The organism is Cedecea neteri NBRC 105707 = ATCC 33855, from assembly GCF_001571265.1.
Classification (GTDB): Bacteria; Pseudomonadota; Gammaproteobacteria; order Enterobacterales; family Enterobacteriaceae; genus Cedecea; species Cedecea neteri.
The window spans coordinates 16788-42130 of record NZ_BCTL01000042.1; the positions used below are offsets into that span (position 1 = coordinate 16788).

The following is a 25343-nucleotide window of genomic DNA, read 5'->3' on the forward strand; positions in this document are numbered from 1 at the left end:
TGAAGGCGCTTTTTTTATTCCTGCTCGCTCAGCTTCTCTTCAAACCGCAATAACCTTCCCGCATTGCCGAGCACCAGCAGCGTACTAAGGTTATGCAGCAGCGCGGCGATAACTGCGCCAGAAGCGCCAAGCCAGCCAAAAGCCGCCATCGCGACAATCGCCAGCGTCCAGCCGAGCCCGATAAATACGTTGACCTGCAAAGTCCGGCGGCAGCGGCGGCTCAGGCGCACGCAGGTGCCAAGACGGCGAAGATCGCTGCCAATCAGCACAATATCCGCCGAGGACATCGCAATATCGGATCCACCGGCCCCCATTGCCACACCCACCACCCCCGCCTTCAAAGCCAGTGAATCGTTGATGCCATCGCCGATAACCATAGGCCGGTAGCCGCTGTCGATTTGCCGCTTCACTTGCTCCAGCTTATCCGCCGGGAGCGCTCCGGCCACGACGTCGGTGATACCTACCTGGTGCGCAATCCGATCGGCAACCGACTGACGATCGCCGGTCAGTAAAAGCTGTCGGTTTAGCCCAAGCTCGCGCAGCTCGGCCATCGCCGTTGCCGCCTCACTTCGCAGACTGTCGGCCAGCAGCAGCCAGCCAAGAAAACGGCCATCCAGCGCCAGGCCGACAATCGGGCCGTCATGCTCCGGGGCTTCAGGTAAGTCGGTCAATGTGGCAGCCAACAGCTCACGCCTGCCAAGCACCGCTTCTCCCTGTGGAGTAGAGGCAGAAACGCCTAATCCCTGATGCTCACGCACGTTGTCGAGGGGCAACCAGGCTTCCCGCGAAACGATCTCGCTCACCGCACGGCTGACCGGGTGATTGCTGGTCGCACCCAGGCTCGCCGCCAGGGTTTGCAGCAAATCGGGAACGGTATCGCCATAAGGTGCCACGGACTGCAGGTGCAGCCTGCCGTGGGTCAGCGTGCCGGTCTTGTCGACCACCACGGCGTTGATCTCCGCCAGTTCCTCAAGAAACGCCGCGCCGCGAATTAAAATACCGTGGCGAGCGGCCACCGTCAGCCCGGCAATAGATGACGCGGGGGCGGAGAGCACCAGCGCACAGGGACAGGCCGCCACCAAAACGGCCAGCATCGCCTGGGCGTCCTGCGTCAGGAACCAGGTGCTGGCGGCAATCATCAATACCAGCAACAGATAGCGTGCCGCGTGGCGTTCGAGCAGGCGAGTGATCGGCGGGCTTGCCTGCTCCGCGCTTTGCATCAGGGCGATTACGCGTCCCAGCGTTGAGGTTTCGCCGGTACGCGTGACCCGGATGCGCAGCAGGCCATCAAGGTTTATCGCCCCACCAAAAACTTCGGCACCGGGCTCAACTTCCTGCGGCACGGACTCCCCGGTAATGGGGGCCGTGTCCAGGCTGGCTTTGCCTTCCAGCACCAGGCCGTCGGCGGGAATATGATCCCCGGCACGCACCTCAACCACATCGCCTGGCTCGAGGTCGTGGTTGTCGATATCCTGCAGCTCACCGTCCGTACCTAAGCGCCTCGCCCGGCTTCGCGTAAGCTTGCTTAGCGCTTCAATAGCTTCCTGTGAGCCAATCACGCTGCGCTCTTCAAGAATATGTCCGACAATCATGATCAGCGGTAGCAGCGCGGCGGTCAGAAGATCCCCCGTCGCCCAGGCACCCAGCAATGCCAGCGCAATAAGCTGGTCGGTTAATCCGTGCAGGCTGGGGTAGCGCAGGCTATGCAACGCATGGCGAAGCACCGGGACAGCAACGACCACCGAGGCAGCGCCCAAAAGTAAATCGCCGACGGCAACCTGCTGAGGTGCCAGCCACCGCCAAAGCAGCCCCAGAATCAGCGCCCCGCTAGCCACCAGCGCCAGCATCAACTGGCGGGTGATATACCGCTGTTCCTGGCGAGTCAGCGCCCCACCGGCTTGTACTGAAGAAGTCATGGTTTCATCGCCTCTTTTTGCGCTACACCCTGCAGGATCAAATGGGCATCATCCTGCGGCGACACGGTAATCACCGATCCGGCCTGGGACAGGATCCCGGCTATTCGCTGGCGATAAATACGTCCCAGTAAATCGGGGTCGTCGTGGTTGCTGGCCAGACGGGCAATCGTCGCCGTGTCCGACTGCGCCTTAGCCACGCTTTCCTGCGCTTTTGCCTGCGCGGTTTGCAGCATCTGATCGGCCTGTTGCACCGCTTTCTGCCGCGTCAATGAGGCATCGCTTTGCGCCGTCGCAATCGCTTTGGAAGCCTGCTGGCTGGCGGTTAAGACCGCGTTGAAAGCCGTCACTGTCGTCAAAGGTAAAGCCGACTGCACGGTCACCCGCTCAAGGGTGATACCCGCGTCGCTCCCGGACTGCTGAAGCCGCAGCAAATTTTGTTCGATATTTCGCTGCACATCGCTCCGCAGCTGTTCACGCTGCTGAGCAACGTTCATATCGTTGCCGGGCATTTCGGGCCGGGCAACCAGAATGGTATCCAGATCGCGGGAAGCGCAAACTGCGACCGCCGCACGCTCCACCAACCGGTCCAGCAGCGGCAGGACATGCTTGCCCTGCAACACATAAGAGGTCGGCGTTCTGACCCGATAAAATACGCTAATATCCAGCTGCACAACGCCTGCGTCGCCGGTCAGCAGGAAACCCGAGCCCGAAATGGCATCATTGCCGGGGCCACCGTTGATATCCAGACTTTGCGCTTCGGACGAACGCAGCAGCGCGGTCACTCGATGTTCAATTACGCGATCCGGCCCCGGTACCATCACCACTTCATTAACTGGTGCGGGCCAAGCAAGCAGCAAGCCCGGGTCGGCCACCCGTTGCTCCGCGCCGAAACGCAGCACCACAGCCCTGCTGCCCGGCGGAATTTGCCGGACATTCGACAACAGCCACGCCCCGGCGGCAAACAGCGTCAGCACAAAGATCGCGATAAACGCCAGCCGAATCGACTGCGTCCACGGCCCGCCGGGCTCCAGTTTTTGCCGTTCGGTCATGGTTTTTTATCCGCCGCGTTATCCATTTTCGGCCCGTCAACCAGCAGGCTGAACGGTTTTGCATCGGTACGCAGCACCAGCCGGGTTTGCGCATTGACCATGCCACTGAGGGCATCAATCTGGCGCAGCAGGCTATAAAGCTGTGGTGCGCTGGCATAGGCTTTGCCGTAAATCGACGCAGTTTGCACCTGCGCCTGGGCTTCAATATCTGCCGCTTTTACCGAGGCCTGAGCTTCGGTGATTCGGGCATCGCGGTCAGCAGCCGAGCGAATTTCTGCCGCCGCGCGCTTGCCTTCCGCCGTACGCTCAATCGCAATGGTTTCACGCTCCGCTCGCATACGATCAACCGTGGCGTTGAGCGTCACGGCAGGCAGCGTCAGGCGTTCGGTACCCATCTGTACCAGCCTGATGCCGTAACTTTGCAACAGCGGCTGGCTGATTTGCTGCTGAAGATGGGACTCAAACTGTGCCAACTGAACCCGTTTGCCGTCGGTATTCACCAGTTGAGAAAGCGTGAAGCCGCTGGCGGTAGTTTCCAGCGCCGAACCTAAATAAGTACGAATCTGCCGGGCCGCTTCATCCGGCTGGTTTTGCACCGCCCGCATAAAACGCTGAACGTGTTCAGGCGTGCTGTCCACTTCCCACACCGCGTAGGACTGAACGATGATCCGCAGGCCATCGCGCGTGCCAACATCCTGCAGCCCGCTGGACGTCGTCCGCAGTCGCAGATCCACCACCGTCGCCGTCTCAAAAGGCGCGGGCAAGCGCCACGCCAGTCCCGGCTCCAGCAGCACCCGAACGGGTTTGCCGAAACGGGTGATCACCAACGATTCGCCGGATCTCACCTGCACCAGACTCGCAGCCGCAAGCAGAATAATGACCAGCCCAACGGCGGCGATAATACGCTTCCAGGCTCCTTTTTTACCGCCCTCCGGGGTGGAAGAGTGACCATGGCTACAACCGTGGCCGTGGTGATGATCATGATGTCCATGAGAGTGCGAATGGCTCACCGGGAAAGCTCCTGTGCGGGTTTGGCGGGCGCGTCACGCCGCGCCGCATCGGTAGAAGTAGGGAAATCACGTAGATCGAGCGTCGGCGGCGAACCGGCGCCAATCCGCTGGTCAATGACCAGCAGAGGACGGCCGCTGAGTGCCTGTTGCAGCTGTTTAAACCAAAGCTCGTCGATAAAGACCTGCCCGGCCTGCTGGTACGCATTTTTCTGCGCGGCAAAGCGGGTCGCCGTAGCCTGAGCCTCGCTTAACGCTTCTGTGGCATTAATTTGCGCCGCGTTCTCGCGCACTGCGGCATTGGTCGCGGCAAGCGCGGCTTTTTCTGCCGCACTTCCCTGCTCCCGCAGGATTAGCGACTGGGCGGCAATCTGCGCGGCCTGCACGCCGTGAAACGCATCGGCTGCCCCGGCAGGAGGGTGAATCGCCTCCACGACGGTAGAAAGAATTTCCACACCGCTGTGCAGGCTATCCAGCTGCTGCTGCACGGCCTGGTTAATCTGCCCGGCCAGGTCGTCACGCCGCTCGCTCAGGACATCGTCCAGCGTTAAAGATGAGAACTGATGGACCAGCACCTGATTTGCGGTGCTGCGCACCAGCTCCGGCAGGTTCACTGCCCGGTAGGTCGCCGCCAGCGCGGCTTTATCACTCAGCCCGATACGCCACATAAAGCGCACGTCGCTGTTAACAATTTGCAGGCTTTGCTGATCCCCACTCTGGCTGGCGATGATTTGTGCTTTGTCGAAGTTGTGGGTGGCGTCCCACAGCCTGTCAGCGCTGGCGGGCGCGGGGCCTTCAGCGTTGACGCGTAGTACAGGCGGCTGATTAGCCGGATCTTCCCCGGCAGCCAGCTCATGCACCTGACCATTTTCGGTTAACTGTACCCGACCAAAGGGCCAGGGCAGTCCCAGGTGTAAGCCCGGCTCAAGCACCGCCACGGAGCGGCCAAAGCGCTCATACACCCCACGTTCAGTGGCGGAGATTTGCTGCAGCCCGGTCAGCAACCAGCCGCAGATCAGCATCAGGGTCACCATTGGGATAAACGCGCGCTTCAGGACGGTGAAAGCCCAGACCTGGCGAAGATCGATGCCAAAGCGCTGGTGCAGCTCCTGCTGTAAAAAACCGAGCGGGCGCGGCGGCCAGGTTAGCTGAGCGGCCAGCTGGCTTTTGGGAATCAGGCCGGGTTCTGTCGTGCCGTCTCCGGGTGGCGCGAACAGAGAAAACAGCCCGCGCAGCATAAACTCTGCGGCAACCAACAGTACCAGCACAGCGGGTAAGTTTATCGCCAGTGAACTGTTAAGCTGCGGCCAGACAAGCCCCGGTAAGCTCAGCAACTGTACCGCCATCACCAGACGAAGCAGTGGCGCTATCGACCCGGCTTCCGGTGAGGCTTCTTTCGACACCGCGCTGAGATGCCGTTCGGCCACCAGCAGAACAAAGACGGCCCCCGCCAGGCAGGCCACGGCAATCCAGCGGTTATTATTGTCCAGAAGCGGGACGTAGCTGCTATTCCAGCCAGAAAGCGCAATATAGAACGCCAGCGCGGCAAGCGCCCCGGACCAGATGCCGTCCGCCTTAAACAAAGCTTCAGCCCGGGTAAAATTTAACGGCACCAGGCCCGTAAGCCAGCTTAAAAGAGGGTTCTTTGGCGCTTCTTCATGCTGAGCCGAAGGCTCAACCGGTGGGGAGAATTTAAGGCTTCGCCACAGGCAAATACGCTGCGTCGCGTGCAGCGAAACAACCAATAACAACAGCGCTGCGGCATTGCTGCATAACAAAGCGACCCAGCGTGAAGTCGGCTCCAGAATACTGACCGTCAGCGCCAGAAGGAGCATCATAAACAGCAAGAAGGTTAAGGCAAACACCGCTCGAGCGGCGAGTCGGGCCTGCACGGCGGCCAGCGAATAGCGAGCGGGCAGCGCCTGAGGCAGCAGTTCAGCTTCGGGTAACCGGGTAGGTGGCATGATGTTTTAAACGTGAGATGCGCAGGAAATGCGCAGTATTTTTAGATTGTTATTTTATAACATACCAACACAAAATGCTGGCGAGTAAAGATGTGTCATTTTATGTCAGTATGATGACAATAAAAAAGCGAACATAAATGTTCGCTTTTTCACATCCGGGTATCGCTTACTGGGAGTCGATATCTTTCAGGTCATCCTGAATTGCCGCCGCGTTCGGGTTCGCTTCTGGCTTAAGCTGGCCACCGTTGGCCAGGAAGTCATGACGCTGGAAGTAGGCTTCACGCACCGTGATATAAGGATCGGAAGACTGGCGCAGCAGGCCGTCGGAATCCAGCAATTGGGCACGCGTTTCGACGCCTTCGACTGCCCATTTACCGATGGACATCGGCCAGGTCAGCCAGGAGAGCACCGGATACAGTGTATCGGCAAAGTCACCGCCGTCTTCACGCAGCGTGAAGCTGCCGTAGCCCGGTAACATCACATAAGGGCCGTAACCCACGTCGTAATGGCCCAGCGTGCTGCCGAAGCGGTGAGGCTCGACGCGCTGCAGTTTAGGGTTAGCCATACCGGCCACGTCGATGAGGCCGCCCATCCCGAGTAGGGTGTTCAGGAAGAAGCGCGTAAAGTGCACCATCCCCTGGTACGGGTCGCCCTGCACGAAGTAGTTCACCATGGTGGCCGGCTCTTCGAGGTTGCTGGTGAAGTTGCTCAGGCCGTTACGTGCCGGCACCGGCACATAGTCACGCCACGCTACAGCCACCGGACGCAGGACATACGGGTCCAGTACGTTGTAGTTGAAGTTGAACATTGAACGGTTGAAGCCTTCCAGCGGATCCGAACGTCCCTGAGGCTCCTGGCTGCCGGAACTGGCACATCCCACTAATACCGTTGTTGCCAGAGCAAGTCCGGTCAGGCGGAAATTCATTAGCGTCTCCCTCTTATTGTTTATCTGCGCTTTCAGTGGTGCCCGGTTCAGTTTGGGCCCTCGCCTGATCGATGCTGCGCTCAATGACGGCGCGGCGCTGGTCGTTAGCCGGTAAAACTTTCAGCATGATTTCCCACGCGCCAATCGCCTCACGGTAGTTCTGCCGCTCAAAGGCATTGAACGCCAGCAGGCTGAGCACGCGAATATTCGTGTGGTCATCTTTTAGCATTTCGCGGAGCAGGAGGCCACCCAGCTGGTTGTCCTGCGCGTCGGCGGAGCGGGTCAATACTTCAGCATAGCCCAGCTTTGCCTCGCCGTTTGCGGGCGCAAGTTTATACGCATGAGCAAAAGCTTGTGTAGCCGTTGTGGCGTTATTCAGCACCATGCCGATGCGCCCAAGCATCATCCAGCCTTCAAGATTATCAGGCTGTTGCTGCAATCGCGTGCGTAATCCTAACCCAAGACGCGCCATCTCTTCCATAGTCAGCGGCGCGGCCTGCGGGTCAAGAACACGTTTTAACAACGCCGGCGTCTCGGCCGTCGCCTGCCGCCAGGCCTGCACCTGGCCAAGTCCCGAGGTTTTCAGATAACTGCCAGCGCTGACCGCCACGAGGATCAGCGCCCCAGGTAAAAAGACCCACAGCGAGACTTTTCCCCTGGCTACCGAGCCAGACTGCGTCGAATTATCCTCCGCCAGAGAAATCTTTTGCCGCCTGCGGCTACGCAGCACGATGACGCCGATACCGCCGACCACAAACAGCGCGGGCAGCGCCCAGAGGATAACTGTCGCAGGCGTCAACGGCGGCTCGTAGGTGACGAAATGCCCGTAGCGCTCCACCATATAATCGACGATCTGCTGCTTGCTTTTGCCCTGCTGCATCAGCTCGTAAACTTTAAGCTTCATGTCAGAGGCAATCATCGCGTTGGAATCCGCAATGCTGTTGTTCTGGCACTTCGGGCAACGCAGCTCTTCGGTCAACTGGCGGAACTGCTGCTCCTGCGCTTCATCTTTAAAGGTGAAGGTATCGATGGCCGCCGCCACGTGAAGGCTGAACAGCATGCCGATAAGCAAGAAAACTGCGCGCATCATGATCCCGCCTCCTGGCTGTATTTCTCCCACAGCGGTTTTAACTCCTGCTGCCAGACGCGATCGTTGAGATCGCCCGCATGGCGATAGCGAATGATCCCTTTGCCGTCGATCAGGAAAGTTTCCGGCGCGCCGTACACGCCGAGATCCAGCCCCAGCATGCCGTTACCGTCAAAAAGGCTTAGCATGTACGGGTTCCCGAGATCGCGCAGCCAGTTAATCGCTTTGTGGCGATCGTCTTTATAGTTCATGCCCACTACGCGCACGCCCTGCGCGGCCAGCCCGTTGAGAAACTTATGCTCGGCGCGGCAGGTTGGGCACCAGGTCGCCCAGACGTTCAGCAGCAGCGGTTTGCCGTCCGCCAGTACTTCGCGGCCCCACTCTTTGCCGGGCTCGTCGAGCGATTCCAGGCGAAACACCGGCACCGGTTTGCCAATCAGCGCCGACTCCAGATCGGTGGGCGCTTCGCCCTGCGCATTACGCGCCAGCTGCCAGAGCAGCAACGAGGCCAGCAGCAGAAACAGCGCCAGCGGAATAAACAGATAGCGGCGCTTCATGCGGCGGCCTCCGGCTTAACTTTACGGCTACGATAACGCGGGTCGCACAGGCAGAAGAGCCCGCCGAGCGCCATCAGCAGCCCGCCCGCCCAAATCCAGCGCACGAAAGGTTTGTAATACAGGCGCACCGCCCAGCTGCCGTCGTCCAGCTCCTCGCCCAACGCGGCATAGAGGTCACGGGTGAAACCGCCGTCGATGGCCGCCTCGGTCATCATCGCCCGGTTGCTGTTATAAAAACGTTTTTCAGCGTGCAGCGTGGCTTCCGGCCTGCCGTTACGGGTGACGTCGATAACGCCCACGCCGCCGCGATAGTTAGGGCCGGTGATGTCCCGCACTTCGCGGAACACAAAGTGATACTGATGAATATCAATGCTGTCGCCGGACTTCATCCGCACGTCGCGTTCCACGCTGTAGCTCTGGCTAAAGGCGATGCCGACCACCGTCACCGCCAGGCCAAGATGCGCGGAAACCATGCCCCAGTGGCTGGCTGGAATTTTGCGTAATCCATCCCAGAAACCGTGGCGGTGCGTGGCGCGCTGATAAACCTCCATCAGAGCCAGCACAAAGACCCAGATAGCCATCAGCAGGCCGACCACCGTCATCGCTTCAACGCGATCCTGCATCACCCACGGTAAGAGCAGCGACAGAACCAGCGTCACGACCACAGCCACCAGCAGATGCTTGCGCAGCTTGCCCGGCTCGTCGCGCCGCCAGCGAACCAGCGGCCCGATGCCGAGCATCAGCGCAAACGGCGCCATCAGCGCGGTAAACATCGTATTAAAGAACGGTTCGCCGATAGAAATGCTGCCCAGCCCAAGCTGCTTATGCACCAGCGGCAGCAGCGTGCCCAGCAGAACCACCAGCATGGCGGCAATCAGCAGGACGTTGTTGCCGAGCAGGAAAGACTCGCGCGACCAGAGATCGTTGCTCACGCGGGAGCGCACTTTGCTGCCTTTGACCGCATACAGCAGCAGCGAGCCGCCGATAACGACAACCAGGAAAGCCAGAATAAACATGCCGCGCGCCGGGTCGGAGGCAAAAGAGTGCACCGACACCAGCACGCCGGAGCGCACCAGGAACGTGCCCAGCAGGCAAAGTGAGAAGGCGCTAATCGCCAGCAGCACGGTCCAGGCCTTAAAGCTGCCGCGCTTTTCGGTGACCGAAAGCGAGTGAATCAGCGCGGTGCCCGCCAGCCACGGCATAAACGAGGCGTTTTCTACCGGGTCCCAGAACCACCAGCCGCCCCAGCCCAGTTCGTAATAGGCCCACGCCGAGCCAAGCACGATCCCGACGGTTAAAAAGGCCCATGCCGCCAGCGTCCACGGGCGAGTCCAGCGCGCCCAGGCGCTGTCCAGCCTGCCGCCCAGCAGGGCCGCAATCGAGAAAGCAAACGCCACGGAAAAGCCAACGTAACCCATATACAGCAGCGGCGGATGCACAATCAGGCCTATGTCCTGCAGCAGCGGGTTTAAGTCGCGCCCTTCCAGCGGATAGTCCGGCAGCGTGCGGATAAACGGGTTGGAGGTGAAAATAATAAATAGCAGGAAGCCGAAGTTAATCATGCCCATGACCGCCAGCACGCGGGCGTGATCTTCTTTTGGCATGCTGCGCCCGGTGAGAGCCACGGCAAACGTCCAGCCGCTCATCATCAGCACCCACAGCATCAACGACCCTTCGTGCGCGCCCCAGGTGGCCGCCACGCGATACCAGACCGGCAGCTCGGTATTGGAGTTGTTGGCGACATACAGCACGCTGAAGTCGTTCACCACAAAGGCGTTAACCAGGATCAGGAATGACGCGCAAAGGGTAATAAACAGCGCCCAGCTAAACGGCCGCGCGGAGGCCATCAGCCGCTTATCGCCGCGCGCCACGCCCCAGAGCGGGTAAATGCTTAGCAGCAGGGACCAGCCGAGCGCCAGGCTTAGCAGAAAACCACCGATTTCCGGCATCATGAGGCGTTATCCTTATACACTTCCGGGGCCTGCTGGTGATTCTGCTCCATCGCCGCTTTCACTTCCGGCGGCGTGTAGTTTTCGTCATGCTTCGCCAGCACCTCTTTAGCGTGGATTAGCGTGGCACCTTCCATCACGCCCTGCGCCACCACGCCCTGCCCCTCGCGGAACAGATCCGGCAGAATGCCCTCGTAGGTCACGTCCACCACGCCGCGCGCGTCATACAGCTTGAAGCTGACCTTCAGGCTTTGGCTGTCTCGCTTCACGCTGCCCGGCATCACCATGCCGCCGATCCTCAGGCGCTGCCCGGTTTCTGGCATTAAATGGCTTTCGCCTTTGCCGTAGATAATTTCGCCGGGGGTATAAAACAGGTCGATATTGCTGCGCAGGGCATAAAGCACGAGCGTGATGGTCAGCCCAAGCCCCGCCAGTACCGCCCCGGCCAGATAAAGCCGGTTTTTACGACGCGGATTCACTTAAACTTCCTCCTGGCGCTGGCGAGCGACGCGGATACGCTGCTCTCTGGCCTGCTGGCGAGCTATCGCCCGCAGAATGGCACGATGCTGGTAGCGGGTATGGAAAATCAGCCCAAGCAGCGGCAGCAGCGTGAAGGCCACCGCCAGCCAGACGTAAAAGGCGTAGCCGCCCATGGCGAAGAACTCGCTCCAGTCAGTGAACGCCCACGTCATGATTTTGCTCCTTTGCCGTTAGCAAGCGCTAACACCCACGGACGGCGGCTTTCCTGCAACAGCAGCAGATTGCGCAGGCGCATCAGGGTGAGCGTGATAAACAGCGCAAGGAAGCCGAAAATAGTCCAGCGCAGCGGCGTGCGCATCGAAGGGTCGATGGATTGCTGCATATTGGTAGAGCCCTGGTGCAGCGTGTTCCACCACTCCACTGAGAAATGAATAATCGGCAGGTTCACCACGCCGACCAGCACCAGAATCCCGGCGGCACGGCCCGCAAGGCGGCGATCGTCAAACGCGCTATACAGCGCAATGGCGCCCACATAGAGGAACAGCAGCACCAGTTCGGAAGTCAGCCTTGCATCCCAAATCCACCAGGTGCCCCACATCGGCTTGCCCCAGGCGGAGCCGGTGACCAGCGCAATAAAGGTAAACGCCGCGCCGACGGGTGCCATCGCCATCACCGCCAGATCGGCAGTTTTTATCTGCCACACCAGGCCAATAAAGGCGGCAATCGCCATGCTGGCGTAGATGCCCATCGACCACATGGCGGCCGGGACGTGCAGGTACATGATCCGGTAGCTTTGCCCCTGCTGATAGTCTGCCGGGGCAATACCAAAGCCCCAGACGCAGCCAACCACCAGCAACACCGCGCTGAGGATAGCCAGCCAGGGCAGCAAACGGCCACAGAAGTGGTACAGCCGCTCCGGTTTAGCAAGCTGATGTAACGTTTTCCACATAGGTTTTGCTCACAAAACAAAAAATAAAGTTACGCAACGCTGACCCGCAGCGCCGCCGCCGTAGCGAACGGGCTTAGCGTGGCGCTGCCGGCCAGCAGCGCGCCAAGAATTGCCATATAGCCCTCCACCGGCAGATGCATCGAGGCGGCATCCATCGCGGCGGTGGCAAAAATTAATAGCGGGATGGTTAACGGCAGCACCAGCAGGCTGAGCAGCACCCCGCCCCGCTTCAGCCCGACCGTCAGCCCCACGCCGGGCGCGCCGAGGAAGCTCAGCGTCGGCGTCCCCAGCAGTAACGTGCCGGCCATCACCTGCCAGCCATAAAAATCCAGCCCCAGCAGCAAGGCTGCCAGCGGCGAAAGCAGCAGCAGCGGCAGCCCGGTGACCACCCAGTGAGCGGTCACTTTCGCCAGCACCACCAGCGGCAAAGGCACCGGCAACAGCATCAGCTGTTCCAGCGAACCGTCCTGAAAGTCGTCCCGGAACAGCCTGTCCATCGCCATCAGCGAAGCCAGCAGGGCCGCAACCCAGATAATTCCCGGCGCAATACGTGCCAGCAGCTGTGGCTCAGGGCCAATGCCGAGCGGGAAAAGCGTAATCACAATCAGGAAGAACCACAGCGGGTTAGCGATTTCAGCCCCGCGACGAAACACCACCTGCAGCTCACGCCAGAAAATGCGCCTTATCATGAATGGGCTTCCTGCAGATGAATCTGGCGAACTGCACAACTCAGCGGCTGATGGCTGGTGAGGATAACCATTCCGCCCGCTTCGGCGTGGTGCTGCAAGCGCTGAGTTAAGCGTGCAATACCGGCGGTATCCAGCGCGGTAAACGGCTCATCGAGCAGCCACAGCTTTGCCGTAGAGAGCCACAGGCGAGCGAGCGCGGCACGGCGCTGCTGCCCGGCGGAAAGCTGATTGACGGGTAAATCTTCGAAGCCGAGCAGACCGGTTTTCTCAAGCGCGGCCCACAGCTGCTCTTCAGCCACATCGGCATGAAAAAAAGTGAGATTTTCAAAAGGCGTGAGAACTGTTTTGATGCCCGGCTGATGACCAATCCACAGCAGCTCGCCGTGGAAGTTATCGCGCTGGCGGCGCAAAGGCTGGTTTTGCCAGGAAACCTCGCCCTCATCGGCCTGCGCCAGCCCCGCCAGAATGCGCAGCAGCGTGGTTTTCCCCGCGCCGTTTTTGCCCGCCAGCTGCACCATTTCTCCCGGCTCAACGCTAAACGACAGCGCGTTGAACAGCGTGCGTTCATCACGCTGGCAGGTCAGTTGTCGGGCTTCTAGCATCAGGAGGCGCTCCTTGTCTCGGGTGACGCTAAGCATATCATACCGCCTCGTTTTCTTCAGGTTGCCCCCGGCGCCTTCGACTACTCCATTAGGGTTAATCCGCTTACTCAGATCAAAGCCGGGGCGATTATTCCCATTCGGCAAAAACATGGGATAAAAACCGCTACGCTTAAGTGAACGCTTTCTGACCTGGAACCACCCTGATGGACAAGATAGAGCCCGACAAAATAGCCAAAACCGATGAACTGGAAGTCGACAGCGATGAGAAATCGAGCGGCAAGCAAATCGAGGTGGATGAAGACCGCCTGCCGTCCGGCGCGATGGCCATTCACGAGCACATTCGCCAGGACGGGCAAAAAGAGCTGGAGCGCGACGGCATGGCGCTGCTCTGGTCAGCCGTGGCGGCGGGTTTATCGATGGGCGCCTCGCTGCTGGCGAAAGGCATTTTTCACGTTAACCTGGTCGGCGTCCCCGGCAATTTTCTGCTGGAAAATCTCGGCTACACCTTCGGCTTTATCATCGTCATCATGGCTCGCCAGCAGCTGTTTACCGAAAACACCGTTACCGCCGTGCTGCCGGTAATGCAGCATCCGACCATGAGCAACTTCGGGCTGCTGATGCGGCTGTGGGGCATTGTGCTGTTCGGGAATATCGTCGGCACCGCGCTGGCGGCGCTGGCCTTTGAATATATGCCGATATTTGACGAAGCCACCCGCCAGGCCTTCGACGACATCGGCATGAAGGTGATGGCTAACCCGCCCGGCGAGATGTTTGCCAACGCCATTATCTCCGGCTGGATCATCGCCACTATGGTGTGGATGTTCCCCGCCGCAGGCTCGGCAAAAATCTTCGTTATCGTGCTAATGACCTGGCTGGTCGCGCTGGGTGATTTAACCCACATCGTGGTTGGCTCGGTTGAAATTCTCTATCTCGTATTCAACGGCACGCTGCACTGGAGCGAGTTCTTCTGGCCGTTCGCCCTGCCCACCCTGGCCGGGAATATCTGCGGCGGAACGTTTATCTTCGCGCTGATCAGCCACGCGCAGATCCGCAACGATATGAGCAACAAGAAGAAGGCCGAGGCTAAGCGAAAACAGGAAGAACAGAGCCGAAATTCAGCGAAGAGCGGAAAACATGACGGGTAAATTGTTCATGATTCAGGCAAACGGACCACCAACCCCTTAACCTGCCTCGAAAAGCGGGTATACTACGCCCGCCGCGTTCCCTTAGTTAAATGGATATAACGAGCCCCTCCTAAGGGCTAGTTGCAGGTTCGATTCCTGCAGGGAACGCCATTTATCAGTTCGCCACCATCCGCTGTTGTTCGCAAAAACCCCATAATCACAGAGTTCACCAAATATAACTGTTCGTAATAGCTCGCCTTCGTTCGTTGACAACCACACTCTTTAGCGGGTAAAAAACGAGTAAAATAAATTTACCCACCGGGTTTTACCCATGCTCGCGGTGAAGTAGCTAGAAGCTACGTATAGGCTGAGTTCGATTTAGATAATGCCTTATGGAAAACTCCTCAAGTACGAATGAAAGAACACTATCCACCCTGTTCCGTTTATCTATTTAGGCAATCAGCACTTTGAAAAATCCACAAGTAATTAAAGATCATCATAGACTCGTTTTCCCTAGCCAAAAAATACAAAATGTGAATATCAACGATATCAGAAACCACATGAGAATAAATTATAATAATTTTCTTTCAATGGTTTTTGAAATTGTCAAAATATCATCAGGGATATTTCTTTTCCCCTCGATACGTACTGTGAACATAAAAAGAATAATAGCTGACTTCACAATTTTCATGAACTGCAGCAGATGTTGCTCAAACTCTTCTTTTTCAACGAATTTTACGTCATCAAAGAAATCATAGGAATTATATAAATCCACAAGCATTCCTTTTTCATGAATTACTAATAACTTATGTTCTAAATCATTCCTCCACTCTCTAAAAAAAGCAAGTTCACCATTATTATCATTCAAATCCATTGCAATACTAAACAAACCGAACAATCCTTTATTATTTATTTTGTTTATTTTATTCTTTCTTTTTTCATCACGAACCTGCCAGAAGTTATGAAAATAGATATGACCTCTATCTGGTTTTAAGTCAAACAGTTTACATAGTGCAACTGCTATTTTATCCAAAACACCAAAGCACGCTCTAAATGAAATTCTTAATTTCTCAACATTTTCATATAAAATCTCACCATTATACAATTCAGAATAACAAACCTCGGAATCATCGTCAAAAAACTCACCATCAATTTTATATTCAAAAAACATCTTTCTCGCAAGCGAGTACTCTGCTTTGAGTCTATTCAACACCATTTCCATTGGTACAATAAAGTCCCCATAAACTCCCTTCTCGGTAGTTGCAATAACTATATTATCTTTAGATGACGCGTAGCAATTGCAATATAGAGAATGATCAGACAGCATTAGATTATTATCTATGCAAAATTTCTGATAGTGTGATAACGATTCATACTCCTCAAGTGTGAGCCGTTCATCTGTACCAACATCATCAATATTGTCTATACATGACTCTGCCAATAGCTCTTCGTTGTATTTTATTTTGCTTTGCTTTGATAAGTTGTAATCCATGAAGGGATACATTTTCCTGTATTTATTGCACATTCATAACCCCGAATAACTTCTCTCACCATTTTAAATGTATATGTGGTAGATAAGTCATTAAGCAGCTCCAAAGCTTCAGACCGGTTGACCCACGCCTGTGGAATTGAACCATCAATAGCTATGGCTTGATCATAATAATCCATTGATTCAGATATACGATACTGTCTTTTTAATACATTACCTAAGTTAATCATTAACTGAGGTTGAACATCACCTTCTTCTCTTGAGAACTTATATGATTTCCAGTAATTATTTTTAACCTCATTCAGCTTAATGAAAGTGTCAATATTTGCATCATCACAAGGGTTAAAATCAAGAACTGCACTCATACCATTTGCCAAGTTATAATAGTATGAAGAACCTGTTGTTATAGTTAAAATATCCTTCCTGTTATTTATAAATATTCTCAACCCTTCTTCTGCTATACTTTTTTTATTACTAAAGCTTCCAATATCAATAAGATTACCAGCTAGGTTAGATAATATTATTATTTTATTTGAACTGATAGCATTTAAATAATCTAAAGCTTTCAATATTTTTTTCACATTTTTATAAGCAGAATCAAATGCCCCTGCGTTTATAAGATCATTAATATCTTTCATTTTAGAAACTACATAATTGATATCCATTCCAACCCTCTAAAAGCTAAGCCTGTGATGCTTAGTATTATATGAGTATAATCAATAGAAAACATGTGCCTTCTAGCCAATATTTTCTATAGGAGGACCAAAATCGCACTACACCGAACCCACCTGCAGGTTCTATCCAAGAAAAAATTTTCAGTTCCATTTTTCTACAAATATCACTCCCAGTCCGGCCACCAGTGAGTTATTGAGGACAGGGATCAGCTGAAAAATGCAACGAACATAACTCTTTTCAACTTTCCTCGAAGTACCTCGCAATTCAACAAACCCACAAGACATGGTTATTGATCCAGTGGTTTGGGAGGAGGATAATTGCTTCACATCCACAAAATTGGATGTTCCGGATTGGCGTTCGGATTGTAAAAGACGATAATAACCGCCCCTCAGAGATTCTGTTGGGATCAGCACAACTCATAATGGTGAGCTGATCGTGGAGTCCTTCGGGACGCCGGGTTTCGTTCTTTACCGGTACGCCAATCTGCGATCAGTTCACCACCATTAGGTTGGCGTCTTATGGATGGTGGAAAAATCCCTCTTTAATAAGGACATTTCTATCATGGAAAATCACACATCCCAAACAACCGTTACTGCCGTTAACTCCCTTAGCGATCTGCTTGTTTCGCCTTCCACATTAGACGACCACGCCTCTACGCAGGCAATCTGGTGGCTGCGCAAACACATTGGTGGTTTGCTGTTTGGTTTAGAGTTTGTGGGTAACAGAGTGTTTGACTTGAGCGAAACTGAAGAGCATCCACTCACTCAGGAAGATGCCTTCAATGTCGGGCTGTTTGTTGAGAACACGGCTCAGGTGACTCAGGTACTGACCCAGTATCTATTCGAGATCTACCTTAACAAATCGCTGGTAGCAGAAGAGAAACACTAATGTCTTTCGGCGGGTGAATCACCCGCCTCTCTATTGCAACCTAAGCGATTTTTGGTGCTTTTTAACCGCATCTAACCTTGCGACAGGTTACCTGGCACTGTTCAAGCGGTTAAGGATATAATCCCACCAACGATCCCTCAGCCGTCGAAAAGAACATGACAAAACTTACGTTACAAGAGCAGATGCTCAAAGCTGGCCTCGTCAGCAGCAAAAAAGTGGCCAAAGTGCAGCGCACCGCGAAGAAATCACGCGTTCAGGCCCGCGAGGCAAGAGAAGCCGTTGAAGCCAACAAGCAGGCTCAGGTTGAGCGCGACAAAGAGCTAAGCGAACAGCAAAAGCAGGCCACTTTAGCCAAAGAATATAAAGCGCAGATCAAGCAGCTGATTGAAATGAACCGCATTGTTATTTCCAGAGGCGATATCGGCTATAACTTCACGGACAATAACTTAATCAAAAAAGTTTACGTCGATAAAATCACTCAGGCTCAGCTGACTAACGGCCGCCTGGCCATTGCCCGCCTGATGTCGGATAAAAATCCTGAAGGGGAATATGCGATCATCCCGGCAGGCGTTGCCGACAAAATTAAACAGCGTGATGCCAGCTTCATTGTGTTGAGCAGCGAGCTTACCCAGGAAGCAAAAGACGAAGACGATCCGTATGCGGACTTCGTGGTGCCTGATGATTTGATGTGGTAAGGATGTATTGAGTTCAGGCGGCCAGATATTACTGAACCGCCTGAGTTCTGGTATGGGTTCGCCCATTTTTATTAGAATCAGAAATATTCTGTTTCGTGGCTAGTCATCCATAACTGTGTTGCACCATGATAATCATCTTTAACGGAGGATATCATCGAGCATTTGTCTGCATTACCCTCATCGGTATAAGTACAGCTTTGCTTCACCCTGACTGTGAAGTATTGACTTTTTGATACTAGCTCCGAGTCCATGAATTGCGCGCTTCCTGATGGATAAAAAAAGCGATCGTCTCTTGGTTCATTGAAATCTCTTATACGCTCAGGGAATTGGCTATTGCGATACTCATATAGCGTTGCAACTTTGCCCGTGTCTTTGTCCACCATTTTTTCAAGCAAACCGTGCACATTATAAGTGAGAGTATATTTTCCCTGATCATTCTCAAGATCAGTTATTTCGCAGCTCTTATTAACCTTTCCAGTAATACTCTGACCTTCAAAAGAGCTTAGTACTCCATCTTTATTGACTACATGGAAAATTCGACCATTGACCATATCAACCATGTTGATATTAGTGAAACACCCGCTGCGATCGTACTTAACCTCCGTCATCGCCAGAAGTTTTCCCTGCTCATCTTTAATCGACTGAACACTATGCTTTACGTTCCCGGTAGTTGGATTATGATCAAACAAAAGAGCAGCATTTAAAACAGCCGGTTTGAATTGAGTCAATGCAGCGGCATTAAATGACACTGCCAAAATTGATAAGATAAATAACGTTTTTGCCTTCATTGGTCATTCCTTTCCTAATGGTATTGTACCCTGGGTGACGCGGTTCTCATTTAATTCCCATAAAGCTAATGTGCGCGAAGTAGTAATTTAAAAAAATAATAAACCTGGCATTGTTATATAAACGATTGTGCCTATTATGAGATGCTGGAAATGGCGCTAAACTACCGCACTATCTTCACATCACTATAGATAAACCGCTTCGCCTCGCCCTTCTCCTGATAACCAAAGCGAATAAACATGCGCAGGTCTTCAAAATAGGCGTAGTCACCGCTGGCTTCTTTACCGTCACCGAGATCCTGCTTACAGATTAACTCCAGATAGCGGCCAGGGAAGTTAGGATGAATATCGGCAGCATTTTGCCATTCTTTACCGGCCACGCAGACCTGACTCAGGGTTTCCTCTGTATCAGGCTTATCCTTGTTGCTAACCAGGCTGCGTGAGGAATAAGTTTTGCCCGGTTGCAGCGGGAGCGTGAAATTGCTCTCCAGATTTTTGCTAACCCACGGCGCTTCGGACATGGTTTCCCACTTTTTCACATCCACCATGTTAAACAAGCGCTGATACTGGGAATAAAAATCGGCATTGCCGATGCTCATCTTCGTCACGGTGAGCGTCGTGCCGTCCGGCTGAACGTCGACTTTTGCCCTAAGCGTAAGGCCGTCTCCTTCCGGGCTTCCCTGGGTAAAACTTATCGAGCGGAAAGCCGGTTTTTGCTGTGGATCGATAAATATCTTATCAATAGCCTTTGTCACCTCCCCCGGAAGGGCAAACCGCTGCAATGCCGCCGGGGTGTTATTGTCTAAATCCGGCTTCGCCGGCGTGGTGTCAGCCACCTCTTTGTCACGCAGGACGAGCGTGCCTATGCCTTTGTAGCTCGAAAGATCGCTGGCGCCACAAAGCGTTTTTGCCACGCTCGTCGCTTCCGGCGTGAGAGCTTTGTTTTCCCCGGCTGAGGTGTCCGTTACCATGCCCTGGTTATCCAGCGAGAAAGTACGAGCCGTCATTCCTTCTGCTTTTTCGCAGTTGAACACCACATCCTCGATTTTGACCGAGTAAGGCGCGCCGTATTTTTCTTCGTGATAGATTTTGTCGAAATCTGTCGCCAGCCGGGCTTTCAGCACCACCCCTTCACGCTGGCTATGAGAAACATCAACAAACTGCTTTTCACCGTTCTGAATTGTGGAAAGGACACCGGCCCACTTCGCTTCCGGCACATTCTGCTTACAGAGATCCAGCCCTGGCGTGGTCATAAACGGGCTGTCCGCATCCGGCTCAAATGCCGTGCCCGGCGTGTAGCGGCTGATGGAGCTCATCGCGTAGACGCGCAAACTTTTATTCGCCTGCGCATTAATAAACAGCAGCGTTTTATCGTCGGTCCGGCAGTCGGTGTACATCCAGACTTCGCTGCTCAGCCCAGCCATGGTCGTCACGCGATAGGCCGTATTGATCCCAGGCCCAAAGCGTACGGTCGTACCGGGCACCACTTCGATGCTTTTAACTGGCGCGGGTTCGGGCATATTTATGGCGAGAGCGGGTGCGGTGAGCGTGAGTCCCAGAACTAGCGAGGCAGTCCGTTTCATGGTAAGTCCGTTATTCATCATTTTCCGAAAGTGGACTTAGAATAGCGTAAAGATTCACGGCAATATAATACCAGAAATGAGGGTGTTAGCCGGAAACCGTCTCGTTTACCCTGCCCTGCACGCATTTTAATCCATTGATTTTACTGCTACGGTTGTCTGCTGACTGAATGCTCCTTTCTGCATGACACTGGGGAAAACAATGCCGGACGCCAGCAAAGATATCGATATCCACACCGTCGCTCAGAAACTCAATGCTATCGCCCAAACCGGGCTGACGTACGCCAAAGATGTGTTTGACAAAGAACGCTACGAAACCCTCCGCCAGATCGCCGAAGACCTACTCCGCTCCCGTTTTAACATTGATTCAGAAACCTTAAACCCAGTCTTTGAGACCGGGTACGCCACGCCAAAAACCGACGTTCGCGCCTTTATTATTCGCGACGGCAAATTGCTGATGGTCAAAGAAGCGGAAGATGGCAAGTGGAGCTTACCCGGCGGCTGGGCCGATGTGGGCGATACCCCGTCCGCTGCCGTCTGCCGCGAGGTAGTGGAAGAAACGGGACTGGAAGTAAAGGTGACTAAACTATTGGGCGTGTGGGACCGCAATCTGCACGGCCATCCTCCGCTGCCCTGGCACGTCTACAAGCTCATCTTCCTGTGTGAAGAAACCGGCGGCAGCCTTGCCCTCAGCCACGAATCAACCGATATCAGCTTCTTCGACATTAACGACCTGCCGGAGCTGTCGTTGACGCGCATCGTGCCGGAAGAGCTGATTGTCAGCATGGAGATTGCCACCAGCGATCGGCAACCCTGGTATGACTGACAGGTTAACGAGCGGGTTCAGGCCCGCTATCGTTGTGAAAACCGGCCTATAAAAGCGGAGTAAGGCTATAAATTTGCGCCGCGCAGTGCGGTGCAAAAGGCGCAGTTACACCCGGCGATAGGGATAATTTTAGTGATATCGTAATTGGCTTCGGAAGGAATCGCATGCCCATTGGCGGCGTTATTGCCCACATTCGCAGTCTGCTCAGGGTGAACAGAAGAATTGGAAACAAATGCTGCGGCATGGAAGGATGTTGCCAACAGCGTTGCACCGACGATACTTAATACTTTCATTTTGTCACCCACCTTTGAGAGCCAGAAAAGTAATCTAGCGTGAGTGGATTTTGAACACCAGATGTCTCAGCTGAAAAAGTGTGCACATTTATGTCTAAGGGCAGAGAAATACAAAACAAACATCAGTCCAGATAAAATTAATAAATATCAAAAGGATAACCATGTACTTTAGAGCCGCATTTTTACTGGCAGGCGTTCTTAGCTTAACCGGCTGCGTGGTGGGGGATATGGATTCGTCTAACTATCACTACGTCCCCTGGATACAACTCTTTCAAAAGGTGGATGCGACGGGGCAGACGAACATCCGCGAGCGAAAGGAAGCGCTCTACAGCTGCGGTGTCGATCGAAAAGAAAATCTTGATGATAAAAACTGGGGATTAAATGCGGCACAGGGAAATGAAACGCTGAAAGAAATTGTTCGCCGCAATGACAAGATTTATGCCTGCATGAAAAGCAAAGGTTATCAGGTTTATGGCTTTAGCGAGTGTGGGCCATTAAAAAAACCCAGCGGGTTGTGCCCTAACTAACGCTACTCCAAATTCTTTAATGGGTAGCGGTAGTCAATGATGAAGCTGTCAGGCTGGACAAGTACGTTCAGCCAGTTTCTTTTGAAGGATTATTACCACCATAGGAAATACAGAGGCGGCTAATGCACTAACAACCAATAGTCTGTTTATATTTTGCACTGTGATGCCCTGCTCAGGAAGCAATAAGGCAGACAGGAAGAAGGCGAGTGTTGTTATCAAGGACATCATTGCAGCCTGTAGTGAAGAAAAGCCGGCTCGTTGGTCATCCTCAGGATACTGAACCACAACCGACGAAGCGGAAACAAGTCGGCTATAGGAGGCCCCAAGAAATAAGGTTATAAATAGAACTGCATTATGATAGCCCGTCGCAGGAATAAGTAAGCTTGCTACAAAAAGCAGCGTTGAAATTGTTGCCAACGTCATTGCAGATAAACGCGATGTAAGAATACCTGTTATTTTTGTAGACAGATAACCAGCCACCCCTCCACTTAAGAACAATAAGGGTAATATATTTTGTTGTGCTCCCAGATGCTGTGTCATTAATGGAACCAGAATGGGAATAATCAGCATTGGGCTAAATTGTACTATTGCAGGGCAAGAGGCAAAAAATAAGGTTTGAGAATCAAGAGATAGCTTCCTCTTCGCGCCAGGTGAAACCGTATCCTTAGGAATAATAAAGACTATCAGCGGTAAAGACAGCAGGCAAAGGGCACTGATTAACCATAATGCCGTGTGCCAGCCATAATGCGTGCACAAAAATAATACCGCTGGCATGCCGACGATACTCACCATCGAAAATGAGGCAATCACCGTTGCCAGCATTTTTCCACGCAAGTTAGCCGGGGCATAATTTATCAAAATACTTGTCCCCACCCCCATTGTCGTCCCCCCAACCAACCCTGCGCAAAATCGCAGTGCGAGTAGAGTGTCAAAATGACGAGTGAGCGTGATCAAAAATGTGAATGCTCCCAGCAGCACCATATTCGTGACCAGAAATCGTTTTTTATTGAACCGGTCGATCATATAAAAAGCAGCAATTCCTGAGAGGACAGCTCCCAGCGTGTACATACCCGACACATAGCCAGAAAATGAGACCGGAACCGAAAACCCGTCGGCCATAAAAGCAAAAACAGGGGTTAACGCCATATACTCCAGCGCATTTGTGAACTGGATAAAAGCCATGACAATGGCTATCCGCATGAGAGATTGATAACTAAACGTCTTTGTGGCCCGTGGCATAGCAAGCAACCTATGGAGATAAGATGTCCTGAGTTTAACTGCTATCAACGGCATATATTATATGGTAGAAATGACATTCATTATTATCAAATATGGGATTATTGATGCGTCCGGCTCTTGATTTTAATACCCTGAAAGTGTTCACCGCGGTGGTTGAAAGAGAAAGTTTTGTTGGGGCAGCGAAAGTCCTTGAGATGCCAGCCTCAAATGTGAGTCGTTGTATTTCTCAGCTAGAAGAAAAACTGAACCTTCAGCTCATTGAGCGCAGCACGCGGCACATGAAGCTCACCCAAGCGGGGCACCTGCTCTATACCCGAGCGAAGCCATTACTGGAGGCACTGGAGCAAACTGAGACAGAATTAACGCTACGGCAAATGCAGCTCAAGGGGCCATTACGCATCTGTATTCCCAATGAAATAGGCCCTGCATTGTTGGGGTCTATTATTGCCGATTTCGCCTGTCTGTACCCGGCATTGGAGATCGGCTGTGTCACAAATTTGTCAGGCCTCGAATCCCTGCGCGACGACCTGGATTTAGCGGTGATTATTACCCGTGGTCAGATGGATAACGGTGACTATATAGCCCGTCATCTGATAACTATCCCTTGCACCATTGTTGCCGCCCCCTCCATCATTCAGCGTTATGGCACACCGACTCATATTCAGCAATTTGAAGCATTACCCTGCATTACAACGGTAAGTGCGCTGAAAGGTGCTCCCTGGCAGTTCGTAAATACCAAGGGGGAATTCGAGACAATTAAGGTTAATGGGCATTACCGGGTTAACAGCGGGGAGATGGCCGGGCGAGCGGCAATAGCAGGTGTCGGATTTGCCATTCTGGCGAAACAAGCCTGCCAACCCTATATCAGCGATGGGCGATTAATAGAAGTGAAGTTCGAACAATCGGCAGCCCCATTGCAAATGTTCGCCCTTTATTCAGACCGCCGTTATTTACCCGCTAAAACAAGAGCGCTCATCGATTTCATGCAGCAGAAATTGAGCAATATGCCCTGAGCAACATAGCGGGCTCATTTTTTTCAATAATGGTGACGTCAAATTCAAGCCGGGCAAGATGCCATGCGATTGAAACCCCGACGATCCCGGCCCCCACAACGACGATCCTTTTTTTCATTCTTGCCACGCGGCCCTTCTCCTGTGTGTATTGCAAAATGCTTATCTGAGGGTCATTACTCTTCGAACACAGCTCATTTATCTCCGGCTTTTCGCTCCGCAAAATACTGGGCTGGCGTGCTGTTCATGGTCTTTTTGAACATGGTGATAAAGGCATTCACGGATTCATATCCCAACTGCGCCGCCACGTTTTGCACGGCTACGCCGCTGGCCAGCTCCTTAAGCGCAATAATTAAATGGAGCTGTTGCCGCCAGCGCCCAAAAGTCAGCCCCGTCTCATGCACCATCAGCCGGGCCAGGGAGCGTTCGCTGAGCGCCAGCCGTTTTGCCCATGCTTTTAAGGTGCTTCGGTCCTCAGGCTGGCTAACCAGCGCGTCGGCCATTACACGTATTTTGGGATTAGCCGAAACGGGCAGGCTGAAATTCTGCTGCGGCATGGTCGCTAATTCATCGAGCGTCACTCTTGCGAGCCGCGCCGCGTGGCTGTCGGGGGCATATTCCTCGCTCTCGCAGGTTAAGCGCCCAACCAGGGCTTTGATCAGCGGGGAAATCGCTAAAGTGCAGCATTTCGCCGGCAGAGCAACGGCTCCCGGCTCTATGAACAAATAATCCAGATGTGCGTTCCAGGTCGCCTTGGCGCTGTGGGGCACACCGGCAGGGATCCAGACCCCGCAATCGGGCGGCACTATCCATATCTCATTTTCCGCCCGGCAAACCACCGCCCCATAAAGCGCAATAATGAGCTGCCCCTTCCGGTGGACGTGAACCGGCACCTCCTCTGCGTAATCAACAAAATCGAGGCGGCGCGCTATCGCCGGGCCTTGCGCGGCATCAGGATCGTACAGGCTCGTAGCGGGCAGTGGCTTCATGCTAATTGGCAACATTTAGGGATTTTTTGACAGAATAGGATATTTAGCG

General features: G+C 53.7%; 27 protein-coding genes and 1 tRNA gene. 7 read left to right on the top strand and 21 right to left on the bottom strand.

The window, feature by feature from the left end:
• Positions 1–14: 14 nt before the first annotated feature.
• The 13 genes from CNE01S_RS17665 to ccmA form a co-directional block, all read right to left on the bottom strand.
• Positions 15–1916, bottom strand: a complete 1902-nt coding sequence (locus CNE01S_RS17665) for a heavy metal translocating P-type ATPase (protein ID WP_061277563.1) — start codon at positions 1914–1916, stop codon at positions 15–17.
• Positions 1913–2965 carry a protease modulator HflK gene (gene hflK / locus CNE01S_RS17670; RefSeq protein WP_061277564.1) on the bottom strand — a complete coding sequence of 351 codons (1053 nt, stop codon included), beginning with the start codon at positions 2963–2965 and terminating at the stop codon, positions 1913–1915. Before hflK (CNE01S_RS17670) ends, CNE01S_RS17665 begins: the two co-directional genes overlap by 4 nt.
• Positions 2962–3975 carry a protease modulator HflC gene (gene hflC, locus CNE01S_RS17675; protein ID WP_061277565.1) on the bottom strand — a complete coding sequence of 338 codons (1014 nt, stop codon included), beginning with the start codon at positions 3973–3975 and terminating at the stop codon, positions 2962–2964. The genes hflK (CNE01S_RS17670) and hflC overlap by 4 nt, the downstream gene beginning before the upstream one ends.
• Positions 3972–5936, bottom strand: coding sequence for a protease modulator HflK (hflK, locus tag CNE01S_RS17680; protein WP_061277566.1), 1965 nt, complete (start codon positions 5934–5936; stop codon positions 3972–3974). Before hflK (CNE01S_RS17680) ends, hflC begins: the two co-directional genes overlap by 4 nt.
• Before the next feature lie 166 nt (positions 5937–6102).
• Positions 6103–6861, bottom strand: coding sequence for a phospholipid-binding lipoprotein MlaA (gene mlaA / locus CNE01S_RS17685; RefSeq protein ID WP_061277567.1), 759 nt, complete (start codon positions 6859–6861; stop codon positions 6103–6105).
• A gap of 13 nt (positions 6862–6874) precedes the next feature.
• Positions 6875–7921, bottom strand: a complete 1047-nt coding sequence (locus CNE01S_RS17690; protein WP_281258574.1) for a cytochrome c-type biogenesis protein CcmH — start codon at positions 7919–7921, stop codon at positions 6875–6877.
• Between the two features lie 26 nt (positions 7922–7947).
• Positions 7948–8505, bottom strand: a complete 558-nt coding sequence (locus CNE01S_RS17695; RefSeq protein ID WP_039305211.1) for a DsbE family thiol:disulfide interchange protein — start codon at positions 8503–8505, stop codon at positions 7948–7950.
• Positions 8502–10457 carry a heme lyase CcmF/NrfE family subunit gene (locus CNE01S_RS17700; protein ID WP_061277568.1) on the bottom strand — a complete coding sequence of 652 codons (1956 nt, stop codon included), beginning with the start codon at positions 10455–10457 and terminating at the stop codon, positions 8502–8504. The genes CNE01S_RS17695 and CNE01S_RS17700 overlap by 4 nt, the downstream gene beginning before the upstream one ends.
• Positions 10454–10933 (bottom strand): cytochrome c maturation protein CcmE, encoded by a 480-nt coding sequence (ccmE, locus tag CNE01S_RS17705; protein ID WP_061277569.1) that lies wholly within the window; start codon positions 10931–10933, stop codon positions 10454–10456. The genes CNE01S_RS17700 and ccmE overlap by 4 nt, the downstream gene beginning before the upstream one ends.
• Complete coding sequence (gene ccmD / locus CNE01S_RS17710; RefSeq protein ID WP_061277570.1) at positions 10934–11146, bottom strand: heme exporter protein CcmD; 213 nt, start codon at positions 11144–11146, stop codon at positions 10934–10936.
• The gene (locus tag CNE01S_RS17715; RefSeq protein ID WP_039295647.1) at positions 11143–11883 is read right to left on the bottom strand and encodes a heme ABC transporter permease; all 741 of its coding nucleotides are present in this window, start codon (positions 11881–11883) and stop codon (positions 11143–11145) included. Before CNE01S_RS17715 ends, ccmD begins: the two co-directional genes overlap by 4 nt.
• 29 nt (positions 11884–11912) lie before the next feature.
• Positions 11913–12572, bottom strand: coding sequence for a heme exporter protein CcmB (gene ccmB, locus CNE01S_RS17720; protein WP_061277571.1), 660 nt, complete (start codon positions 12570–12572; stop codon positions 11913–11915).
• The gene (gene ccmA, locus CNE01S_RS17725) at positions 12569–13174 is read right to left on the bottom strand and encodes a cytochrome c biogenesis heme-transporting ATPase CcmA (protein ID WP_061277572.1); all 606 of its coding nucleotides are present in this window, start codon (positions 13172–13174) and stop codon (positions 12569–12571) included. Before ccmA ends, ccmB begins: the two co-directional genes overlap by 4 nt.
• 212 nt (positions 13175–13386) lie before the next feature.
• Here ccmA and CNE01S_RS17730 point away from each other — a divergent pair, with 212 nt between their 5' ends.
• Both CNE01S_RS17730 and CNE01S_RS17735 read left to right on the top strand, forming a co-directional pair.
• Positions 13387–14319, top strand: a complete 933-nt coding sequence (locus CNE01S_RS17730) for a formate/nitrite transporter family protein (protein ID WP_169799418.1) — start codon at positions 13387–13389, stop codon at positions 14317–14319.
• A 75-nt stretch (positions 14320–14394) separates the two neighbouring features.
• Positions 14395–14469 (top strand) — tRNA-Arg (locus tag CNE01S_RS17735).
• A gap of 400 nt (positions 14470–14869) precedes the next feature.
• On the opposite strand, the gene CNE01S_RS25810 is transcribed toward CNE01S_RS17735, so the two are convergent.
• Both CNE01S_RS25810 and CNE01S_RS25815 read right to left on the bottom strand, forming a co-directional pair.
• Entirely contained in the window at positions 14870–15790 is a 921-nt protein-coding gene (locus CNE01S_RS25810; RefSeq protein ID WP_245874392.1) for an LA2681 family HEPN domain-containing protein, read from the bottom strand.
• Complete coding sequence (locus CNE01S_RS25815) at positions 15757–16452, bottom strand: tetratricopeptide repeat protein (protein ID WP_245874390.1); 696 nt, start codon at positions 16450–16452, stop codon at positions 15757–15759. Before CNE01S_RS25815 ends, CNE01S_RS25810 begins: the two co-directional genes overlap by 34 nt.
• A 571-nt stretch (positions 16453–17023) precedes the next feature.
• On the opposite strand from CNE01S_RS25815, the gene CNE01S_RS17745 reads away from it, so the two are divergent.
• Together CNE01S_RS17745 and CNE01S_RS17750 are read left to right on the top strand one after the other, a co-directional pair.
• Positions 17024–17350 carry a hypothetical protein gene (locus CNE01S_RS17745; RefSeq protein WP_061277574.1) on the top strand — a complete coding sequence of 109 codons (327 nt, stop codon included), beginning with the start codon at positions 17024–17026 and terminating at the stop codon, positions 17348–17350.
• 155 nt (positions 17351–17505) lie between these two features.
• The gene (locus CNE01S_RS17750) at positions 17506–18045 is read left to right on the top strand and encodes a DUF2058 domain-containing protein (protein ID WP_038480556.1); all 540 of its coding nucleotides are present in this window, start codon (positions 17506–17508) and stop codon (positions 18043–18045) included.
• Between the two features lie 77 nt (positions 18046–18122).
• On the opposite strand, the gene CNE01S_RS17755 is transcribed toward CNE01S_RS17750, so the two are convergent.
• Positions 18123–18833, bottom strand: coding sequence for a YnfC family lipoprotein (locus tag CNE01S_RS17755; protein ID WP_061277575.1), 711 nt, complete (start codon positions 18831–18833; stop codon positions 18123–18125).
• Between the two features lie 161 nt (positions 18834–18994).
• Positions 18995–20413: a hypothetical protein gene (locus CNE01S_RS17760; RefSeq protein WP_072279173.1), complete on the bottom strand. Its 1419-nt coding sequence runs from the start codon at positions 20411–20413 to the stop codon at positions 18995–18997.
• A 199-nt stretch (positions 20414–20612) separates the two neighbouring features.
• Between CNE01S_RS17760 and CNE01S_RS17765 the strand changes: the two genes are divergently transcribed.
• Positions 20613–21236, top strand: a complete 624-nt coding sequence (locus CNE01S_RS17765) for an NUDIX hydrolase (protein ID WP_082763243.1) — start codon at positions 20613–20615, stop codon at positions 21234–21236.
• A 65-nt stretch (positions 21237–21301) separates the two neighbouring features.
• Here the strand turns inward: CNE01S_RS17765 and CNE01S_RS17770 are convergent, their stop codons facing one another.
• The gene (locus CNE01S_RS17770) at positions 21302–21529 is read right to left on the bottom strand and encodes a hypothetical protein (protein WP_061277578.1); all 228 of its coding nucleotides are present in this window, start codon (positions 21527–21529) and stop codon (positions 21302–21304) included.
• A 227-nt stretch (positions 21530–21756) separates the two neighbouring features.
• On the opposite strand from CNE01S_RS17770, the gene CNE01S_RS17775 reads away from it, so the two are divergent.
• The gene (locus tag CNE01S_RS17775) at positions 21757–22056 is read left to right on the top strand and encodes a hypothetical protein (RefSeq protein ID WP_245874388.1); all 300 of its coding nucleotides are present in this window, start codon (positions 21757–21759) and stop codon (positions 22054–22056) included.
• Between the two features lie 48 nt (positions 22057–22104).
• On the opposite strand, the gene CNE01S_RS17780 is transcribed toward CNE01S_RS17775, so the two are convergent.
• Positions 22105–23295, bottom strand: coding sequence for an MFS transporter (locus CNE01S_RS17780; protein ID WP_061277580.1), 1191 nt, complete (start codon positions 23293–23295; stop codon positions 22105–22107).
• 104 nt (positions 23296–23399) lie between these two features.
• On the opposite strand from CNE01S_RS17780, the gene CNE01S_RS17785 reads away from it, so the two are divergent.
• Positions 23400–24308: a LysR family transcriptional regulator gene (locus CNE01S_RS17785; protein WP_061277581.1), complete on the top strand. Its 909-nt coding sequence runs from the start codon at positions 23400–23402 to the stop codon at positions 24306–24308.
• Here CNE01S_RS17785 and CNE01S_RS26005 read toward each other — a convergent pair.
• The gene (locus CNE01S_RS26005) at positions 24277–24528 is read right to left on the bottom strand and encodes an FAD-dependent oxidoreductase (RefSeq protein ID WP_369406090.1); all 252 of its coding nucleotides are present in this window, start codon (positions 24526–24528) and stop codon (positions 24277–24279) included. The two genes, CNE01S_RS17785 and CNE01S_RS26005, sit on opposite strands and share 32 nt — an antisense overlap.
• A complete protein-coding gene (locus CNE01S_RS17790) occupies positions 24500–25294 on the bottom strand; it encodes an AraC family transcriptional regulator (RefSeq protein ID WP_061277582.1) in 795 nt (264 codons plus the stop codon). Before CNE01S_RS17790 ends, CNE01S_RS26005 begins: the two co-directional genes overlap by 29 nt.
• Between the last annotated feature and the right edge of the window lie 49 nt (positions 25295–25343).

Coding starts and splice junctions, on each gene's coding strand:
- CNE01S_RS17665 (WP_061277563.1), bottom strand. CDS start 1,916: ATGACTTCTTCAGTACAAGCCGGTGGGGCGCTGACTCGCCAGGAACAG.
- hflK (WP_061277564.1), bottom strand. CDS start 2,965: ATGACCGAACGGCAAAAACTGGAGCCCGGCGGGCCGTGGACGCAGTCG.
- hflK (WP_061277566.1), bottom strand. CDS start 5,936: ATGCCACCTACCCGGTTACCCGAAGCTGAACTGCTGCCTCAGGCGCTG.
- mlaA (WP_061277567.1), bottom strand. CDS start 6,861: ATGAATTTCCGCCTGACCGGACTTGCTCTGGCAACAACGGTATTAGTG.
- CNE01S_RS17690 (WP_281258574.1), bottom strand. CDS start 7,921: ATGCTGTTCAGCCTTCACGTGGCGGCGGCCATCGATACCTTCACCTTT.
- CNE01S_RS17695 (WP_039305211.1), bottom strand. CDS start 8,505: ATGAAGCGCCGCTATCTGTTTATTCCGCTGGCGCTGTTTCTGCTGCTG.
- CNE01S_RS17700 (WP_061277568.1), bottom strand. CDS start 10,457: ATGATGCCGGAAATCGGTGGTTTTCTGCTAAGCCTGGCGCTCGGCTGG.
- ccmD (WP_061277570.1), bottom strand. CDS start 11,146: ATGACGTGGGCGTTCACTGACTGGAGCGAGTTCTTCGCCATGGGCGGC.
- CNE01S_RS17715 (WP_039295647.1), bottom strand. CDS start 11,883: ATGTGGAAAACGTTACATCAGCTTGCTAAACCGGAGCGGCTGTACCAC.
- ccmB (WP_061277571.1), bottom strand. CDS start 12,572: ATGATAAGGCGCATTTTCTGGCGTGAGCTGCAGGTGGTGTTTCGTCGC.
- ccmA (WP_061277572.1), bottom strand. CDS start 13,174: ATGCTAGAAGCCCGACAACTGACCTGCCAGCGTGATGAACGCACGCTG.
- CNE01S_RS25810 (WP_245874392.1), bottom strand. CDS start 15,790: ATGGATTACAACTTATCAAAGCAAAGCAAAATAAAATACAACGAAGAG.
- CNE01S_RS25815 (WP_245874390.1), bottom strand. CDS start 16,452: ATGGATATCAATTATGTAGTTTCTAAAATGAAAGATATTAATGATCTT.
- CNE01S_RS17745 (WP_061277574.1), top strand. CDS start 17,024: ATGGAAAATCACACATCCCAAACAACCGTTACTGCCGTTAACTCCCTT.
- CNE01S_RS17750 (WP_038480556.1), top strand. CDS start 17,506: ATGACAAAACTTACGTTACAAGAGCAGATGCTCAAAGCTGGCCTCGTC.
- CNE01S_RS17755 (WP_061277575.1), bottom strand. CDS start 18,833: ATGAAGGCAAAAACGTTATTTATCTTATCAATTTTGGCAGTGTCATTT.
- CNE01S_RS17760 (WP_072279173.1), bottom strand. CDS start 20,413: ATGAAACGGACTGCCTCGCTAGTTCTGGGACTCACGCTCACCGCACCC.
- CNE01S_RS17765 (WP_082763243.1), top strand. CDS start 20,613: ATGCCGGACGCCAGCAAAGATATCGATATCCACACCGTCGCTCAGAAA.
- CNE01S_RS17770 (WP_061277578.1), bottom strand. CDS start 21,529: ATGAAAGTATTAAGTATCGTCGGTGCAACGCTGTTGGCAACATCCTTC.
- CNE01S_RS17775 (WP_245874388.1), top strand. CDS start 21,757: ATGGATTCGTCTAACTATCACTACGTCCCCTGGATACAACTCTTTCAA.
- CNE01S_RS17780 (WP_061277580.1), bottom strand. CDS start 23,295: ATGCCACGGGCCACAAAGACGTTTAGTTATCAATCTCTCATGCGGATA.
- CNE01S_RS17785 (WP_061277581.1), top strand. CDS start 23,400: ATGCGTCCGGCTCTTGATTTTAATACCCTGAAAGTGTTCACCGCGGTG.
- CNE01S_RS17790 (WP_061277582.1), bottom strand. CDS start 25,294: ATGAAGCCACTGCCCGCTACGAGCCTGTACGATCCTGATGCCGCGCAA.